The following is a 17776-nucleotide window of genomic DNA, read 5'->3' as shown; positions in this document are numbered from 1 at the left end:
AAAACTAACTGTTTTCTAATGAGGGTAAACAACTGATATAAAAACACTAAAAAGAACATACTCATTAGAAAAGTGTAACGGAAATGAAATACTAAAAACATCCCTTTACAGATGGACTTTTACATCCAAACAACAACACTGCAAAGGTATAAATTATTTTTTTAATATACAATATTTATTTTTAATTATTTTAAATAAGAATTTTTATTACTAGTTATCAAAACATTAAACAGATGATTTTCATCTTATTTGTTTAAAACAGCTTTAACTTTCATAGGAATTAATTCCTTAATGGCATATTTTTTGTAAGGGAAAGACTCTTTTAATAGATAAGAAGTTTGAGAGAATCCTATTAACCTGTATGAAACGAACTAATTTCTTAGAATTCTTCAAGAGTTATGCTTTTGTTATAGGCATCTTGAAATCCTTTGCTATTCTTTCTTGCTTATTCGCAGGCTGGCTTTTTAATAATCTTTCCGCCGGTCTCACTGCAGCTACTACTATTATCGTAATAGCTCCAAGTGATATTCCAGGAAATAGAAAACATCACTTAGGAGGGATTGCCATTGCTACTCTTTTTGTGGTAGTTAGTTCTATCACTATAAATTATGTCCATGCGTATGGTTCTCTTTGGCAACTGCTACTAACTATGTCCATACTTATCTTCTGTGATGCTTATATTTCCTTATATGGTGCACGTGCAGCAATGGTCTCTATTGCAGGAATATTTACGATTACGTTAGCCCTTGCTCGCCCTCTAACAGGGATAAGTATCCTATATAATGCCCTATATATTCTCATAGCAGGAGTCTGGTATATTTTCTTAGTAAGAGTACTAATGTGGATACGTCCTCGCCAATACAGTGAACAACTCCTTGCCAAATGTATGTCCCTTATGGCAAAGTACTTACATACACGAGCTGTTCTTATCAGTGATGTGAAAAACAGAGATGCCAATAAGCAAGTTCTTCTCTTCTTACAAACAGCCTTAAACGATCAGTATGAAAAACTGCGTGCTGTTCTTTTAGACTCTCGTTCCAAGTCAGGAAAGACAAATTACCTTCAACGACAATTTCTTATTTTCATTGAAATTGTTGATATTTTTGAACTTGCTATAGCAAATCCTATTCCTTATGAGAAAGTAGATAAATATGCCTCCAAAAATAGTGTTTTTCTTGAGAGATATACCAATTTCTTAGAGGAACTTTCTAATATTCTTCTTAAAATGGCTGATTACATCGGAGAAAGAAAAAAAGAATCCTTTTCAATTAGTCTAAAGAGTTTGCTTAAAAAACAATTAGAATTTAAAGAATCCTACATTAGTGTCAGTCAAGAGGGAAGTTTCTCAGAGGAACAAACACTTTTAGAGAAGATGTACTATTATCTGGAGAAACAGACCCAGAACATCTATAATGTACAACAAATCTTCAATAATTACTATACCCAAGAGGTGAGCTTCCGTGATGAAAAAAGTTATCGTAGGTTTGTCAGTAGTGATAACTATTCCATCAAGCGATTAGCAGATCACTTTTCTCTTCATTCTTCCTTTTTTCGTCATGCCCTACGACTTTCTATTGTAACTGTCATTGGTTATCTAATAGGTCATGCTTTTGAAGTACAAAATCCTCACTGGATACTTTTTACAGTGTATGTGATTATGCGCCCTGGATATGGACTTACTCTTTCTCGTTCCAAGGACAGAGCTCTGGGAACACTTATTGGAGCTGGTATTGCCTTAGTTATTGTTTATATAAGTCAATATATATTTCATCTTAATTTTGATACTTATAAATACATCTATGCCACTATTATTCTCTTATGTATGCCTATGGGATATGGTCTTCTACAGGAGAATTTCAGTATGAGTGCTATCTTCCTCACTTTGTATATTGTATTAGTATATGCCCTCTTTGTCCCCGATGCTATGAGTGTGGTACAGTATCGGGTAGTAGATACTCTCATCGCCTTTGCCCTATCGGTAAGCGCTAATTATCTGCTTTTCCCTTCTTGGGAACATAAGAACTATAATTTACTTATAGTAAAAAGCCTAAAAGCTAATTTAGGTTATACTAACGAGCTTATCAAGCGTACAGAGAACCCTGAAGTTACCACCGAATATAAGGTAGCACGTAAAAAAGCTTTCTTAGCTTTGGCTAACCTTAACGCAGGTCTACAGCGCATGTTACAAGAGCCTAAATCCCAGCAAAAGAACTATGCCATACGTAATGAGATTCAAGTACTCCAACAGGATTTTCTATCCTGTGTAGCTACTCTCAGTACTCAACTAACAGAGAACTCTTCTGCACTTATAAATAGTCTCTTTGTAAGAGCTATCCAAGAAATTCAACATAAGCTCCAACACTGTGTTGAATTATTAGATGGGAAACTCAAACAGGAGGTTATCCCCTTCAACCCAAAAGTATTTGAAGAACTCAAAGAGAAAACCCTAGAATTATTCTCCAATACCGAAGGAAATTTTGCTGAAAAAAACTCTCAAGAGAATATTCGTCCTCAAGAGATGCTTTTCTTCACAGAGCAACTCTCTTACTTAAGGGAGCTTACTGAAAATTTAGAACAGAATATTGAAAAAATGCTCTATAGCAAAGAGGCTATCCAAAAAGAATAGCCTCTATAAAAGTTAACATTTCTATTTTTATAATTTTTATAGTCAAATTTCTTTAATTTCTGACCGATTTCTAAGAAAAAATTATATTACATATTGAATATCTATATAGCTCATACTTCTACTGATTAATCTTCTCCTATAATATAAAATTTACCTTCATCATCTCTTGTGGCAGAAATTTCATAATAGGAAATGGTTCTCTTCCTTCCTGAGTAAGTAGTAGAACCACTCTTCTTACGCATAGTTAAATTATAGACTACTTGCATTTTGCCATTCCATTTGACAATGGTCATATCGCGTACGTTGAAGCGATTGAAATCCTTTAACTCTTCATTGTTTTCAAGGAATTTATAAAGCTCGGCCGCATCTTTTACCACCATATCGGTATCGATCTCTTCTACTTTGAAAGGAGTTAAGTTATCACTAACAGAATCTTCTTGAGGGTTCTGTAGTTTGCCTATTTTCCAATAAGCCTGAGAGATATACTTACCCTCATTTTCAGGATCTTTGAAAACGGCAGTAAGTCCTTTGAAGGCATCTTCTAAGGGTTTTCCTGTGTGTAGGCTTATTTTGTAGAATTCTTTTCCCACAAAAGGTTGTTCTTTCGCCAGAATAGCTTTAGCTTCTTCTATTCCTGCTTTTTCTGTCATCTTGTTACCAAAGATAAAGCTACAAGAGGTAAGCACAAAGGTAAGTGCCATACCTAATAAAAGGGTGATTTTTTTCATTTTATAATTTGATTGGTTTTTTAGTATCTATAAGTGTACCTTCAGCATCGAAGCGGAAAGTAGTTGTCTGGGCAGCCAGTACCATGGGTTGGGTACGCACTTCTATCTCAAAGGCTTTCGTCTGGTGGTTACGGCTGATCTCCCAGCTCGTTACAAAGGCACTTTCCTCGGATTCTTGTAGTGCTTTCTTCAGGATGGAGGGAACCTTTTGTAAAAGAGGCTTGACATCGGAAAGGCGAAACAGTATGTCCTTATAGTCGTCATAGGTAGCCGCAGTCTCATCGTCTCGCTTGAGCACAAAGGCAGAGCTGCCTTCCTCTCCAAAGATACTGCGATCGCTGTCACAACGTATATAGAAGACCCGAAAAGCACTTGTCTCTACGTTGGTGAGTACCTTGACCAAAACCTTGGATTCCTTGGCTACTTCATCCAGATCCAAACGGAGCACGTTGGCACCTATGGCATAGAATTCAGCATCTTCGGCGGATTTGATTTTCCCTGTCTCGGTGAGTTCCTTTAGGATATCATCTATATATCGTGGATAGCTCTCCATATCCGTTCCTATGATCCCTTTGGTAAGGTCATACTTAGCCGGTGGAAAAATGGCTTTTTTCCAAAGTCTGAGATATTCACAACTACTAAGGCTAAAAGCCAACACAGCCACTACTAAGAGGGTGAGTTTCTTCATATCAATAGCAGATTTTTATTTGTCTTTCTTCCAAAGGGCAGAGATACCTACATTTTGATCTTTCTGTTGTATAGGGTATTTGCTATTGATCGCCTCCAAGATGTCTCCGTCAAAATCCTTATTACTACCGTAAATGGTTTGGATAATCCATCGCCCGATCATCCCACCTTCGTTATAAAGCCCCTTAAGCCACCACTTCATTGTAGTTCGGTCAAAGCCCAAATAAGTATCCTCACGGGACATATCCTCAGTCATAGGAGCATATTTTACAGTGATAAAAGTACGGTGGTAGGCGTTTTTGGATATGAAAATGCGGTCTTCTGCTGCAGAAGTGCCTAATACCTGTGAGGCTACATTGCCTTTTTTGAAGAACTCTACCTTGTACTTATCTCCTAGTTTTTGTTTGATTACCTCAAATAAGTCTTCCAAAGGCACCTTGCCTTCTAGATTAGGAAAAAGTGATATTGTTATCCAATAATCCCATAAATAATATGTTTAATTTGTTTAATAAAGCGCAAAATTAAGCGATAATTTCTAAAAAGTCAAAAAAATTAATATTTACTGTGGGGGGGGTAAATATTCGCCTTTAAAATCGCTATATTCGCAAAAAAGAGGGGGTAGGAAGGTTTTTTACAATTACTGGCTGCATATGCTTACAACAAAGGCTGTCTTATCAGGACAGCCTTATATAAGGTTCAGTTATGTAGTGTTATTTCATAGCTTGTATCATTGCCTTATGCTTATCATACTCAACTCCTGAGATGATTTTTACAGGAGTGATTCCTCTGAAATCCGAAGGAGAGAAATACTTCATCAGGAGTAAGTAGAATGCTTTTCCTGCTACGTCTTCATAGATGTAAAGCTGAAGCGGTTGGTTATCCTTAGCAGGAATATTGGCGAGTTCTCTGAAGTTTTCAGCTTCCAAAAAAGCAACTAAGTCCTTCTCGGTCGTAGCTGAGGAATCAAACTTCTTGATGCCTGCTTGTACAATCTTTGTCTGAGTTTGTTTGTTATAAAAATCAGATCCAAGCCATATGCTAAAACCTGTATATGCCATTCCTATTCCTGCAATAATGCGCCATATCCAGAGTTCTCCTGCGGGGGTGATTTCGGGATAAATCATTAAGGCAAGGAAGATGGCGAATAGGACACCATTAATGATTTTCTTAGAGGTATTTCCTTTGAGAACAAACTGCTCAGGATGAGCTCTGAAGTAAGAAGGTAAATCCTGTGGAATTTCTTTATTCATAAAATTTTAATTTAATTATAATAGTGCAAAATTAAAAAATAATTCCAAAAATATCAAAAAGAATCAATATTCGCTGGGGGGGGGGGTAAATATTCGCGGTTAAATTGGGAAAAACGATAATTGAAAAGCTATTCGCTTCCCATTAACCATTGTTGCACCTGCTCCCGACGACGTTCGGCTACAGGAATACGCTCACCTGTGATCAGTTCCAAGATGCCTTCTTTAAGATATTTCTTGATATAGTGGCTATTGACCAAATAGGACTGGTGGCAATGCACGAACTGTGAGGCAGGCAAAAGTTCTTCAAATAACTTGAGCACCTTGCTGACCAATATTTTTTCTCTTCCTTTAAGAAAAAAAGTTGTATAGCCCTTATCACTCTGTAAGTAGAGAATATTGGCTATAGGGATCAATTCTATACCCTCTGCTGTCTTTAGGGCAAGTCGCTCTATCTTTTGCTGTTGTATGTGATAGTTTTGGGCATACATCTGTACAAATGCTACCCACTGCTCCCTACACGCCCCCAGTGAATCTGAGGGTAATGTAGCGAGGAATTGGTCTATTCTTTGGGTTATTTCTTTTGAAATCATAATTAACTAAGTCCTGTAATCACCCCTTGATCATCTATATCCATCCCTTCGGCAGCGGGAACACTCGGCAAGCCTGGCATACGAACGGTATCTCCTAAGATTGGAATAAGAAAGCCTGCACCGGAGGCAAACTCAAATTCACGAACGGTTATTTCAAAATCCGTAGGACGTGCAAGCTTCTTCTCATCATCGCTGAGTGATTTAGGGGTCTTTACCATACAAATAGGTAGTTTGTCAAAACCTAATTTGCTGATTTGCTTAAGTTGACTCAGGGCTTTAGTACTATAATTCACTCCTTTTGCTCCATATATATGAGTAGCTATAGTTTTTATTTTTTCCTCCACTGGAGCGGCATGATCATATAAAGGCGTAAAGTGACTCTCATTACTTTCAGCTATATCCACTACAGCATGAGCAAGTTCCTCAGTGCCTTTTCCTCCTTCACTAAAACCCCGGCTAACAACTGCCTTCACACCTCTTTCCTTACAAAAAGCTTGGATATAAGTAATTTCCTCCTGACTATCATGAGGAAAGTAGTTAATAGCTACCACCGCCTTAAGCCCAAAAAGCTGTATATTCTCTATATGTTTTTCTAAGTTAGTAATACCTCTTTTTACACATTCCAAATCAGGAGTATTATATTCCTCCTTCTTAGCTCCACCGTGGTGGCGCAATGCCCGTATGGTTGCTACAATAACCACTGCATTGGGGGCGAGGCCTGCGGAAGTACACTTAATATTAAGGAACTTCTCTGCTCCAAGATCTGCCCCAAAACCGGCTTCAGTGACTACATATTCTCCTAAGGAAAGTCCCATTTTGGTTGCTAATACCGTATTAGTACCTTGAGCAATGCTAGCAAAAGGTCCTCCATGTAAGATAGCTGGATTATTCTCAAGAGTCTGTACTAAGTTTGGCTTGATAGCTTCTTTGAGCAGCAATGCCATCGCCCCTACTACCTTGAGGTCACGAGCAAAAACAGGGGAACCATCGTACTTTTTTCCTACATAGATGTTGCCTATACGGCGCTTAAGATCAGAAAAATTCTCTGCTAAGCACAGAATAGCCATAATTTCAGAAGCAGGGGTAATATTGAATCCATCTTCACGAGGAATACCATGAGTAACCCCTCCCAAACCTACTACAATATGCCGCAAAGCACGATCATTCATATCCATCACTCGCTTCCATACCACTGTACGAGGGTCTATCCCTATGGAATGTGTCTTACTCTGTAAGTTGTTATCAATTACCGCAGCTAAGAGATTATTAGCGCGTTCAATAGCTGAAAAATCTCCTGTAAAATGTAAGTTGATATCCTCCATAGGCACTACCTGAGAATAACCTCCACCAGCAGCTCCCCCTTTGATACCAAACACAGGTCCTAAAGAAGGTTCCCTTAACACAGCAATAGCTTTCTTGCCTATTCTGTTCAGTCCTTCGGTGAGTCCTATACTCACAGTTGTTTTACCTTCCCCAGCAGGAGTAGGAGTAATCGCTGTAACGAGCACCAACTTGTGTTGGGCTATCTTCTTTGGATCTATTAGGTGCAAGGGTAGCTTCGCCTTATACTTTCCATAAGGGTCTATATCATCCTCTGATATATTTAGTTTCTTAGCTATCTCTTTGATAGACAACATATTCGCATGATGTGCTATTTCAAGGTCGGTTGGAAAACTCATAAAAATAAAATTGAAAGGACAAAAATACGAAATTTAATGACAAATAACAAATTTAACACCTACAAATTAGATTAACAAAAGGTAATTTTTTCTTTTGGGACTATCTGAACTTTGTTATTCTTTAGGATACGACAATATATGAGACAATTTGCCGATTTACCAAAGAGGTAATAAATCAAATAAAAAATTAAAATTTCTGTTCTAACCATTTGGTTAATTCAAAAACTCGTTGTACCTTTGCCCTCGAAAATCAGAAGTAACGATGAAGAAGACAAAAGATATAAGCACCGAAGATCGCATCAAAGCGGCGGCTCGCAAAGTTTTTCACCAAAAAGGCTATGCTGGTACTCGCACTCGTGATATTGCTGAGGAAGCAGGTATCAATCACGCGATGCTCAACTATTATTTCCGCAGTAAAGAAAAGCTTTTTGAGATTGTAATGATGGAAACAATAGGGCAATTCCTTAAAGGTGTAGGTGTCATCCTCAATGATGAAAGTACCTCTTTAGAGGAGAAAATAGAGCGCGTAGTGGCTAATTACATCGATTTGCTCTTAGAAGAACCTGAATTACCGACCTTTATGTTCAACGAGGTGCGTGCTAATCCTGAACCTTTTGTTGCCAATACCCCTATTATTCAAGCGTTAGAGCATTCGGTCTTAGCCCAGCAATACGCCGAAGCCGTAGCACAAGGGCGAATCAACGAACCTAACCTCATACACACGGTGCTTAACGTCATAAGTTTAGTGATATTCCCTTTCATCGCCCAGCCTATCTTTACCGCCCTGAGCAGAACCGACAAAGAGGCATATAAAGCCCTAATGCTCCAGCGCAAAGCCCTTATCCCTCAATGGATTAAGGTTATACTATATAAGCAATAACATTTTTTTATCTATACCCTAACCAAATGGTTAAACTAATTTATTAACACTATAATACCCCTAAAAGCCTTAATTCATCAGTCTTTTACTCTGTTTTATGGCTTGCCCCTTCTCCGAAAGAGAGGGGGAACGGGGGCGAGGATTGCCATTATGAAACACCTTATCTTAACACTCACCGCATCTATAGCCCTCACTTTCACCGCGCAAGCGCAGGCTATCCTTTCTTTGGAGGACTGCTATCGTCTTACTCGTGAGAACTACCCTACCGTCAAAAAGCTTGATTTGGTAGCCAAAACCGAAGGCTATACCCTTGCCAATGCCAATCGTGCTTACCTTCCACAGCTCTCTATCTTGGGGCAAGCCACTTACCAGTCGGAAGTAACCGACCTCTCTAAAACCATTGTAGGAGCACTCCCACTGCCTCCTAACGTCTCTTTACCTACGATTGACAAAGAGCAATACAAGGTCGTGGGCGAGGTAAGCCAACTGCTCTATGGGGGTGGTGCGATTCACAGTCAGAAGGCTATTGCCAAAGCCCAGAGTGCTGTCCAAATGCAAGCGGTCGAAACCCAATTGTACACCCTAAAACAACGCGTGAGCAACCTATATTTTGGGGTGCTCCTCATCAATGCGCAGCTATCTCAAAATCGCCTTAATATCGAAACGCTAGAGTCACAACTTAAGAAGGCAGAAGTAGCCCTAAAAAACGGCACGACCCTCCCCAGCAATGTCAACGAGCTGAAAGCCGAAATCCTCCGCGTGACAATGCAAACCACCGAGTACGAAGCCGCACAAGCTACCTACTTGCAAATGCTGTCTACTTTCATAGGCAAAGAGCTCACCAACGCTTCCCAGCTAGTACAGCCTGCGCCCCAGTCCCAGCCTCAAACCCTATCCACCGAAATTTTTCGTCCTGAACTCAAAGGATTTCAGCTACAGGAATCATTGTTCAAAGCACAAGAAAAACAGCTCAACACCGAGTTTCTACCCAAGCTCAGTGCCTTTTTTCAAGGCGGTTACGGGCGTCCCACGCTCAATATGCTCAGCAACCAAGCGGATTTCTACTACATCACGGGGCTTCGTTTGCAGTGGAATCTAAGTCCGCTATACAACCTTTCAAGCAAGAGACACATTTTGCGTCTGAACCGCGAGAGTCTCGCAACCGACCGTAAAGCCTTCTTACTCAACACCAAACTCGAACTCACTCAGCAGTCCCAGCAACTCAAAAAGTTACAAAAGCTGATAGAACAAGATGAAGCATCGGTAACTTTGCGCCACTCTGTCGCTAAATCTGCTGAAGTCCAGTTAGACAACGGGGTTATCACCACTCACGAATACTTGCAGAAAGTCAATGCTTGGCATCTTGCCCAGCAAACTCTTATCCTGCACCAAATACAACTCCTCCAAGCTCAAGAAAATCATCAATTAATTATAGGAAAATGAAAAAGATAGCACTTATTACCACATTGATAGCTTTAATAGCTTGCAATAATAAAAACCAATTCGACGCTTCTGGCAACTTCGAAGCCGACGAAGTCATTGTTTCTGCCCAACAGACGGGGCAACTCATCGACTACGATGTAGAAGAAGGCAAAACTCTTACCGAAGGTCAAAAGGTCGGTCAGATAAACGTCGCCCTTCTCAAGATACAGAAAGAACAGGTGGAAGCCACTATTGCCTCACTCAAAGAGAAAACCCAAAACCCTGCCGACCAGGTGGCACTCATTCGGAGCCAACTCGAAGTACAACGCGCACAACTCGCCCAACAGGAACGTGAGCTTACGCGTACACAAAACTTAGTACGTGGTGGGGCTGCCACACAAAAGCAATTGGACGACCTCACCGCTTTAGTAGACCAGCTTCGCAAGCAGATAGCCGTAACCGAAAACCAACTCAAGGTCAGTCTCACCAACATCAACACGCAGAACCGCAACGTGCTCAGCCAAGAAGCTCCTCTGCAAAAGAATGCCGAAGCCGTTCAAGAGCAAATTAATCAGGGTGAAATTATCAACCCCATTGCGGGCACTGTGCTTACTAACTACGCCCTAAAAGGAGAAATGCAGACGTTCGGGAAGCCACTCTATAAGATTGCTAATACCGATGTACTAACCCTAAAAGCCTACATCACCGGCGACCAACTATCCCAAATCAAGTTAGGACAGCAAGTTACCGTGCGCACCGATGCCGGAAAAGGCGAATACCGCACCTATCAAGGCGAAATAATCTGGATATCCCAAAAGAGCGAGTTCACCCCCAAAACGATACAAACCAAATCCGAACGCGCCAACCTCGTATACGCCATCAAGATAAAGGTTAAAAACGACAGCTATCTCAAGATAGGAATGTACGGTGAAGTGCTGTTCAATGATTAATTAGTAAGAAATGCTATTTATTGTCCCTAAAAGAGATATTTTATATTCGAAAATGTCTTCTTGAGTATTCAGTATTAAAAATCTTTTGTAAAAGCACACAGTATTCGCAAAAAATCCCTACATTTGTCCTATAATTTTTAATTTTTGAAGTTATGCCGAAGAATTTGATTAGTATGGAGGTTCCTGCTGAGACCCTCACTAAGCTTCAAGAGAAGCTAAAAGAACTTCGCGAGCTATTGGCTCCGTATTTGGTTACCCTTACGTTGGAAGACCGCAAGAGCCTGCCTAAGATGAGCGACAAAACATTGGCATTTGTTTCCAAAACGGCAGAGTATGTGAAATCTAATCCTAAACTTATCCCCCCGATGATGGAAGCTGAGGAATTAGGTAAGGATTTCACCCTCAACCAATCGTTACAACCTGTGTACAACAGCCTCAAGCAGTTGGTCGACAACCTGTCGGACACACTGATGCTCTCAGGACACGAGGCTTATGCACAGGCGTTGCTCTACTATGCGAGTGTTAAAATGGCTGCCAAACTCGGCGACCAAGATGCCAAATCCATTCAGGAAGATTTGGGTAAACGGTTCGCACTACAAGGCAGACGCTCCAAAGGCACTAACCCCGCCTCTAATGAGTCTACACCCACTCCGTAGGCAACTGACAGATGTGAGCTATAAACTCAGTTTAGTTAGTTTATAGCTCACTTTTCTAGATTGGAAGGTAACAGTAGTTACCTCAAAGCTAACACAAGTGAGCTCGAAGGTAACATCTGTTAGTAAAAAGGTAACTAATGTAAGTTCATAGGTAATATCAGTCAGTAAAAAGCTAACACGAGTGAGTTCAGAAGTGAATTAGTTTAGTTCAGAGCTAACACGAGTGAGTAATCATTTTATTATTTGTATTGGAAAAACACATATTTATCAATAAATTATGAACGAATTTATCAAAGCATTACATTATGACAAAAAAGACCCTCGCATACCGGAAGAATACGATTTTTTCGGTGCTTTGGTGGGCGAGTGGAATATCGAATGGGTAGACCATCTGGAAGCCGACGAACCCAGACGCGTAAAAGGCGAATGGATTTTCTCTTGGGTGTTGGAAGGTACGGCGATACAAGATGTTTTTATTGTCCCCTCACGCTCGGAGCGTTTGCAAAACAAACAGCCCGATGCCGAGTACGGCACCACGCTACGTATATTCAACCCCCGAAGCTCGACGTGGGACATTTTCTACGGTTGCAGGGGCGAGGCTATCCGTCTGACAGCTCGCAGGGCAGACGATGAGATTATTCTGACAGAAAATACCACCGAAGAGATGAGATATGTATTCTCCGAGATAACATCTACTTCCTTCAAATGGCGAAAAGAGCTCAAAAACGCATCGGGCAAATGGTACGTGATTGCCAAAGTAATGGCACAGAAAACAAAAGAGTAATTTAAAAACGCTTACGATGAAAATCAAAAAGATATATGCTTGTTGGATTTATGTCAGCGACTTGCAACGGTCGATAGAATTCTATCGCAACATAGGTTTCTGGATAAAACTTACCGACGGCGATTGGGTAGAGTTTGAGGTAGGCGAAACGTCTTTTGCCATATTGAAAAGACCTGAAAGCAAAGGTGAAGTGCTCCCACAGAAAACAAGGATAATGTTCGAAACCGATGACATAGAACTACTCTTCGATACATTGAAACAAAGAGGCGTAAAGCTCATCGGAGCTATAAGGGAAGAACCCTACGGCAAATTGCTTACCTTCGAAGACCCGGACGGACATTGGTTGGAGTTCTATGAACCGATATAAGTTCGGAGGTTAAACATTGGAGCTCAGAGGTTGAATTTCGAAGCTAAAAGGTCGGGCGAGCAAGTTCGGAGCTAACTCCTCTCACATTTAATGTTAATTATTTTAGATGATGAATAAAAGTATCTACTCGAGAAGAATTCAATCCCTTACTCTGTCATAATCATAATTAAAATATCAAGCAATATGAAACGTTATTATATATGTATTGTCATCTTCTTTGTCTCTGTATGCGGGATAGCACAAACTGTAGACAGTATTAGAAATATACAAGAATTTGACAAGTTTGAAAAATATACCCATTTGGCAAAAGACAGTCTTGCCATCCAAAATATCGTAGCGCATCAGAAGTTTTGCCATTCTTCGCGACACTTTACCATAGAAAAAGGAGAGAAGGGAGAAGCTGTGGCCACACATAGACTTTTGATGTGGTCACTCTCGTCGGTATTATCTCAGAATAAAATATTGGTTCGCAACCCACAAGCGGATTATTGCCTGACAAATCTTTATGTGTATACCAATACGGAACTTTTTTTCGATCACATCATCAACGTGTATGTATTATCTTCGTTCTCATCTGTCAATAAGTCGTTAATGAAGTTTGTACACTCTCTAAAGGATAAAGATTATATAGTATTCGACCCCATAATGGAAATGTCGCACGTTTGTTATATGTTTTGGTATGAAGAAAAACTCATAATGGTATTTGTTCCCTGTCGTATTATCTATTTTGCAAAAGATGTAAACGATAAGATTGTAGAAGTGGCAAAAGAGGCATTGGAGCGTTATTATAAGTAATTCAATAAAAATTAAGTAACACACAAAATCAGTAAGAAAAACTAATTATACCTACAAGATGAAATTAAAACTCATAGAACACATAAAGCTTACCAAAGAGCTCGTAGACCGAGAACACTTTTTCTCTGTGGGCTATTGCGAAGCGATCGAAACCCATTTGATGAAAGTACTTGTAAGTTGGGTAGCAGGCTATGAACGCTATTACCGCATAAGTGCCGACGATTATGCTTTGTTCGAAGAAGATCGCCCTGCATTCTACGAATTGTACAAAAACGAGCTCGGTGAGGATAACGAATGCTTTACTCAGAAGTTTATGGGGTCGCAAGCTCTACGCGATTACGACGGTCGTAAGAACTTTCAGATGTGTTATTCCTCAAAGGAAATAAACCCTTCTGGGCCTTATGCTTATTGCAACGGAGTACTATATATTCAAATCCTCTGGGACAAAGGCACGGTATATGTCCCCCCTTTCCAAAAAGTAAAAACCCTTAACGGCGAGTGGGACTATCCCTTGCGAAAAGATTGTTACATAGAAAAAGACCCCGAAGGCAAAGACCTCTGCTTTTGCCTCAAAAGCAATCTCATAAACTAACCTGCAAACAGCATCATTATAATAGTAAAAAAGATGAATGCACTAAAACAAGTAATAAAAGAATTAAATTTTACAGAAGACTTTCAGAAATTGATTCTTCATCAAATTAAGATACCTATCTTAGATACTTATAATCCTGTTTGGGAATATTGGTATCCTCACCCGCCTTGTTTAATACCTTTGTTCTTAGGTACAGGAGCAGAATATACCGGCTTGTTACACCATTTTTTTTGCGACAGAAAACAAATATTTGTAGATGAGTCGCTGGAATGGAGTTATTTTAGCGAGAGGGCGAGCAATGAAAAACAATTTGTTACTTTGATGATTTTGGATATGTTAGAAATTGAAGAAGAGCTTACTGAGGAAATTGAACAATTTTGCAAAGACATTCATTACAGTGAAGATGATTTACAAAAGATAGTTACTTATTGGGACGAATACGGTTATGGCAAGGAACACACAAGTCCACTGGTATATTTTACCGATAGAGAAACTATAATACCTTTCGGTGATATAGAAAGAAGTGGATATGAAGGAGACTTTCCTGCCTCTATGAATCATATCGATACAGCGCTGTGTTATAATGCTTGTAACTTTGAAATAGAGGATATAAATCGTATAACAGACCTTAAAAATATACCCAATTGGCTTAGAGAAGATACCGATAAAAAAGCATTGTTCTATAATTATCTATCCCAAAACAAGCTAAAAGAAGAGTGGTTTACCCTAAACAGCAAGGGTTGGAAGCTGAAAGATGTAGCCGAAGCACTTATGCAATTAAGGGACAAAACAAATGATAAACTGTTTCACCAGATAGCCGATTACTGGGTTTACACGTATGAACTCTCGGATTGTGATGAAACAGAGGAATATTAAGAGCTAACTTTATTAGCATATTAAGTATATGATAAGTATAAAGAATCTCCCCCACTGGCGCGAGCCTGTGGCTCGTGTCTATCAAGAATAGAGCTTGTAGCTCATACTCTTAGCACATTTTTTGTAGCTTACTAACAAATACAACCCTATGTTAAAGAAATACGACAAAGTAATAGCAACGATTTTCGCCCTGCTTACCATAGTTTTTATAGTAGTCTTTCTCACTAATGACTCCTTTTTTGAGTGGACTTTTGTGCGACATCACAATATATTGAGCTGGTATATGCGCCCGCTCTTTATCGTGCCTATGGTGTATTTTGCTTTGAGAAAATCGTATGCAGGAGTGTCATTGAGTATCTTTTGCCTATTTACCAGTATGTTTTGGTTCTCCGTTCCACAACAAACCGATCCTAAGGTGCTCAGCTTCTTAGCTTACGAAATGGACTACCTCAAAGGTGCGTGGGACGCAAAAAAGATACTTTTCTCGCTAACAATACCGCTCTTTTTCTATCTGCTGATAGTCTCAGCGTGGAAGAGAAAATGGCGCTTATTGCTCTACACCATAGTGTTAGCAGCGCTTTTAAAACTGTTATGGAGCGTAGTAAGCAGTGGTGCAAGCGGTTGGTCAGTAGCCAAACCCGCTCTTGTAGGACTGGTAATATGCGTAGTATTTATTTTGATAACAAGAAGAAAAGAGAAAAAATAAGGGGAAAATCAGTGTCCATTTGCCTTTGAAAAGAGGTTAATTACCACTACGCCAGCGATGATAAGCAGGGAACCCAATACAAAAGGCAAGTCTATTTTATTTTTGAAAACAAGAATACTCACGATGGCTGTCAGTACAATTCCTACTCCCGACCAGATAGCGTAGGCTACCCCCAGCGGAATATTCTTGAGGGCTAAGGATAAAAAATAAAAACAAATGCCATAAGACAACAGTGAGCCTACGGCAAATAACCACTTGGAAAATCCTTCCGATTTACCTAAAAGAGCAGTAGCTAAGACCTCTAAAACAATCGCTAAAGTGAGATATAAGTAATGCATATAAGTATAGTATCTAAATTCGTAGCAAAAGTACAACCTTTTTTAACAATAGAAAACAAAACAGCCTGTGTGGCTCACACCTAATTAATAAAATGACAAGCATAAGTATACATAATCTCAGCAAGTCCTACGGCGATACCCAAGCTGTGCAGTACCTTTCTTTAGGAGTCGAGAAAGGCGAACTCTTTGGGCTCATAGGTCCCGATGGGGCAGGCAAAACCACCGTCTTTCGTATGCTCACTACCCTCCTATTACCTGATGAGGGCACAGCAAGCATCGAGGGCTGGGATATCGTCAAGGATTATAAAGAAATCCGCAAGCACGTGGGCTATATGCCTGGGCGCTTCTCTCTATACCAAGATCTCACTGTCGAGGAGAACCTCACCTTCTTCGCTACCGTTTTTGGTACGACTATCGCCGAGAATTACGACCTTATCAAAGATATTTATGAGCAGATAAAGCCGTTCAGCAACCGTCGCGCGGGCAAGCTCTCAGGGGGTATGAAACAGAAGTTAGCTCTATGTTGTGCCCTCATTCACAAGCCCAAAGTCCTTTTGTTAGACGAGCCCACCACGGGGGTAGATGTGGTTTCACGCAAAGAGTTCTGGGAAATGCTGAGGAAACTAAAGGAGCAAGGCATCAGCATACTCGTTTCCACCCCTTATATGGACGAAGCCAGCCTATGCGATCGCATAGCCTTAATACAATCAGGCAAGGTGCTTTCCACCAGCACCCCCGAGCAAATCATCGCCCAGTACCCCACCGCACTCTATGCTATCAAGGCTACCGACCTATACGCTCTGCTCCAGCACCTACGCGAGCATCCCAACATTGATAGCTGTTACCCCTTTGGCGAGTACCTACACCTTACTCTCAAGGAAAATACTAACATTCCCATATTCGAGCAACAGCTGAAAACCACCTTCCCCCACCTCGAATGGGAAGCCATTACCCCCACCATCGAGGACAGTTTCATACGTCTAATGGAAGAAAATTAAAGCATAATAATTCAATAAATAAACACCCCTAAGAAGCAATGCAAATCGCTTTTGCGGCATGCGCTCCCCTCTCCTTGGGAGAGGGGCAGGGGGAGAGGAACACTATGAACGCAATCCACTGTCATAACCTAACAAAACAGTTCGGCGATTTCAAAGCCGTGAACAACATTTCCCTTACCGTTGAAAAAGGCGAAATCTTCGGCTTCCTCGGTGCCAATGGCGCGGGGAAAACCACCGCTATACGCATCTTCTGTGGACTCTCCTATCCCACCTCAGGCGAGGCACAAGTAGCAGGCTTCGATGTCTATCGAGAGCAAGAGCAGATAAAAAAGCACATCGGTTATATGAGTCAGAAGTTTTCGTTGTATGACAACCTCACCGTGCAGGAAAACATCACCTTCTACGGAGGTGTCTATGGCTTGAGTCGCAAGGAAATCAAAACCCGCAGTACCCAGCTTATCGCCAAGCTAGGCTTGGAGGCAGAAGCCAACAAACTCGTAGGTTCGCTACCGCTGGGCTGGAAGCAGAAGCTCGCCTTTTCGGTCGCTATCTTCCACCGTCCCGAAATCGTATTCCTCGATGAGCCTACCGGTGGCGTAGACCCCATAACGCGCCGTCAGTTCTGGGATATGATATACGAAGCCTCAGCGCAGGGCATTACTGTATTCGTTACCACCCACTATATGGACGAAGCCGAATACTGTCACCGCATCAGCATAATGGTAGACGGCAAAGTGGAAGCAATGGATACGCCCACCCGACTTAAATCACAGTTTAACACTCATTCAATGGACGAGGTGTTCTACCAACTCGCCCGTAAAGCAAAACGTAATGAATAACCCCCGTAGGGGC

Annotated in this window: 20 protein-coding genes; 13 read left to right on the top strand and 7 right to left on the bottom strand. The window is 40.7% G+C overall.

The window, feature by feature from the left end; genetic code table 11:
- Window positions 1-361 precede the first annotated feature (361 nt).
- A complete protein-coding gene (locus tag VJJ03_RS08150; RefSeq protein WP_323974924.1) occupies window positions 362-2626 on the top strand; it encodes an FUSC family protein in 2265 nt (754 codons plus the stop codon).
- A gap of 125 nt (window positions 2627-2751) precedes the next feature.
- Here the strand turns inward: VJJ03_RS08150 and VJJ03_RS08145 are convergent, their stop codons facing one another.
- From VJJ03_RS08145 to VJJ03_RS08120, 6 genes are all read right to left on the bottom strand, one after another.
- Complete coding sequence (locus VJJ03_RS08145; protein ID WP_323974922.1) at window positions 2752-3354, bottom strand: hypothetical protein; 603 nt, start codon at window positions 3352-3354, stop codon at window positions 2752-2754.
- A gap of 1 nt (window position 3355) precedes the next feature.
- Window positions 3356-4042, bottom strand: a complete 687-nt coding sequence (locus VJJ03_RS08140) for a hypothetical protein (protein WP_009744549.1) — start codon at window positions 4040-4042, stop codon at window positions 3356-3358.
- A gap of 15 nt (window positions 4043-4057) precedes the next feature.
- Entirely contained in the window at window positions 4058-4471 is a 414-nt protein-coding gene (locus VJJ03_RS08135) for a hypothetical protein (RefSeq protein ID WP_323974920.1), read from the bottom strand.
- 280 nt (window positions 4472-4751) lie between these two features.
- Entirely contained in the window at window positions 4752-5291 is a 540-nt protein-coding gene (locus VJJ03_RS08130) for a hypothetical protein (protein WP_009744551.1), read from the bottom strand.
- 128 nt (window positions 5292-5419) lie between these two features.
- Window positions 5420-5881: a LytTR family DNA-binding domain-containing protein gene (locus VJJ03_RS08125; RefSeq protein ID WP_323974918.1), complete on the bottom strand. Its 462-nt coding sequence runs from the start codon at window positions 5879-5881 to the stop codon at window positions 5420-5422.
- Between the two features lie 2 nt (window positions 5882-5883).
- Window positions 5884-7560 (bottom strand): formate--tetrahydrofolate ligase, encoded by a 1677-nt coding sequence (locus tag VJJ03_RS08120; protein ID WP_323974916.1) that lies wholly within the window; start codon window positions 7558-7560, stop codon window positions 5884-5886.
- Between the two features lie 262 nt (window positions 7561-7822).
- Between VJJ03_RS08120 and VJJ03_RS08115 the strand changes: the two genes are divergently transcribed.
- The 10 genes from VJJ03_RS08115 to VJJ03_RS08070 all read left to right on the top strand — a co-directional run bounded on the left by VJJ03_RS08115 (window position 7823) and on the right by VJJ03_RS08070 (window position 15588).
- Window positions 7823-8440 carry a TetR/AcrR family transcriptional regulator gene (locus tag VJJ03_RS08115; RefSeq protein ID WP_323974914.1) on the top strand — a complete coding sequence of 206 codons (618 nt, stop codon included), beginning with the start codon at window positions 7823-7825 and terminating at the stop codon, window positions 8438-8440.
- 150 nt (window positions 8441-8590) lie between these two features.
- Window positions 8591-9883: a TolC family protein gene (locus VJJ03_RS08110; protein ID WP_323974912.1), complete on the top strand. Its 1293-nt coding sequence runs from the start codon at window positions 8591-8593 to the stop codon at window positions 9881-9883.
- Window positions 9880-10812 carry an HlyD family secretion protein gene (locus VJJ03_RS08105; RefSeq protein ID WP_323974910.1) on the top strand — a complete coding sequence of 311 codons (933 nt, stop codon included), beginning with the start codon at window positions 9880-9882 and terminating at the stop codon, window positions 10810-10812. The genes VJJ03_RS08110 and VJJ03_RS08105 overlap by 4 nt, the downstream gene beginning before the upstream one ends.
- Before the next feature lie 152 nt (window positions 10813-10964).
- Window positions 10965-11468, top strand: coding sequence for a hypothetical protein (locus VJJ03_RS08100; protein ID WP_323974908.1), 504 nt, complete (start codon window positions 10965-10967; stop codon window positions 11466-11468).
- A gap of 277 nt (window positions 11469-11745) precedes the next feature.
- Window positions 11746-12252, top strand: a complete 507-nt coding sequence (locus tag VJJ03_RS08095) for a hypothetical protein (RefSeq protein WP_323974906.1) — start codon at window positions 11746-11748, stop codon at window positions 12250-12252.
- Window positions 12253-12268: 16 nt separating this feature from the next.
- Window positions 12269-12619, top strand: a complete 351-nt coding sequence (locus VJJ03_RS08090) for a VOC family protein (protein ID WP_323974904.1) — start codon at window positions 12269-12271, stop codon at window positions 12617-12619.
- Between the two features lie 183 nt (window positions 12620-12802).
- The gene (locus VJJ03_RS08085) at window positions 12803-13414 is read left to right on the top strand and encodes a hypothetical protein (RefSeq protein WP_323974902.1); all 612 of its coding nucleotides are present in this window, start codon (window positions 12803-12805) and stop codon (window positions 13412-13414) included.
- A gap of 58 nt (window positions 13415-13472) precedes the next feature.
- Window positions 13473-14006 carry a hypothetical protein gene (locus VJJ03_RS08080; protein WP_323974900.1) on the top strand — a complete coding sequence of 178 codons (534 nt, stop codon included), beginning with the start codon at window positions 13473-13475 and terminating at the stop codon, window positions 14004-14006.
- Window positions 14007-14039: 33 nt separating this feature from the next.
- Window positions 14040-14882, top strand: a complete 843-nt coding sequence (locus tag VJJ03_RS08075; RefSeq protein ID WP_323974898.1) for a hypothetical protein — start codon at window positions 14040-14042, stop codon at window positions 14880-14882.
- 148 nt (window positions 14883-15030) lie between these two features.
- Window positions 15031-15588, top strand: coding sequence for a hypothetical protein (locus VJJ03_RS08070; protein ID WP_323974897.1), 558 nt, complete (start codon window positions 15031-15033; stop codon window positions 15586-15588).
- A gap of 8 nt (window positions 15589-15596) precedes the next feature.
- Here the strand turns inward: VJJ03_RS08070 and VJJ03_RS08065 are convergent, their stop codons facing one another.
- Window positions 15597-15926 (bottom strand): DMT family transporter, encoded by a 330-nt coding sequence (locus VJJ03_RS08065; RefSeq protein ID WP_009744566.1) that lies wholly within the window; start codon window positions 15924-15926, stop codon window positions 15597-15599.
- 92 nt (window positions 15927-16018) lie between these two features.
- Here VJJ03_RS08065 and VJJ03_RS08060 point away from each other — a divergent pair, with 92 nt between their 5' ends.
- Both VJJ03_RS08060 and VJJ03_RS08055 read left to right on the top strand, forming a co-directional pair.
- Window positions 16019-16924: an ABC transporter ATP-binding protein gene (locus tag VJJ03_RS08060; RefSeq protein WP_323974895.1), complete on the top strand. Its 906-nt coding sequence runs from the start codon at window positions 16019-16021 to the stop codon at window positions 16922-16924.
- 104 nt (window positions 16925-17028) lie between these two features.
- Window positions 17029-17763 carry an ABC transporter ATP-binding protein gene (locus VJJ03_RS08055; RefSeq protein WP_323974893.1) on the top strand — a complete coding sequence of 245 codons (735 nt, stop codon included), beginning with the start codon at window positions 17029-17031 and terminating at the stop codon, window positions 17761-17763.
- Window positions 17764-17776 lie beyond the last annotated feature (13 nt).

This window comes from Capnocytophaga sp. G2 (assembly GCF_035282625.1).
Taxonomy (GTDB): Bacteria; Bacteroidota; Bacteroidia; order Flavobacteriales; family Flavobacteriaceae; genus Capnocytophaga.
The sequence above is the reverse complement of the archived record's forward strand: the minus strand, read 5'-3'. Positions and strand labels throughout refer to the sequence as shown.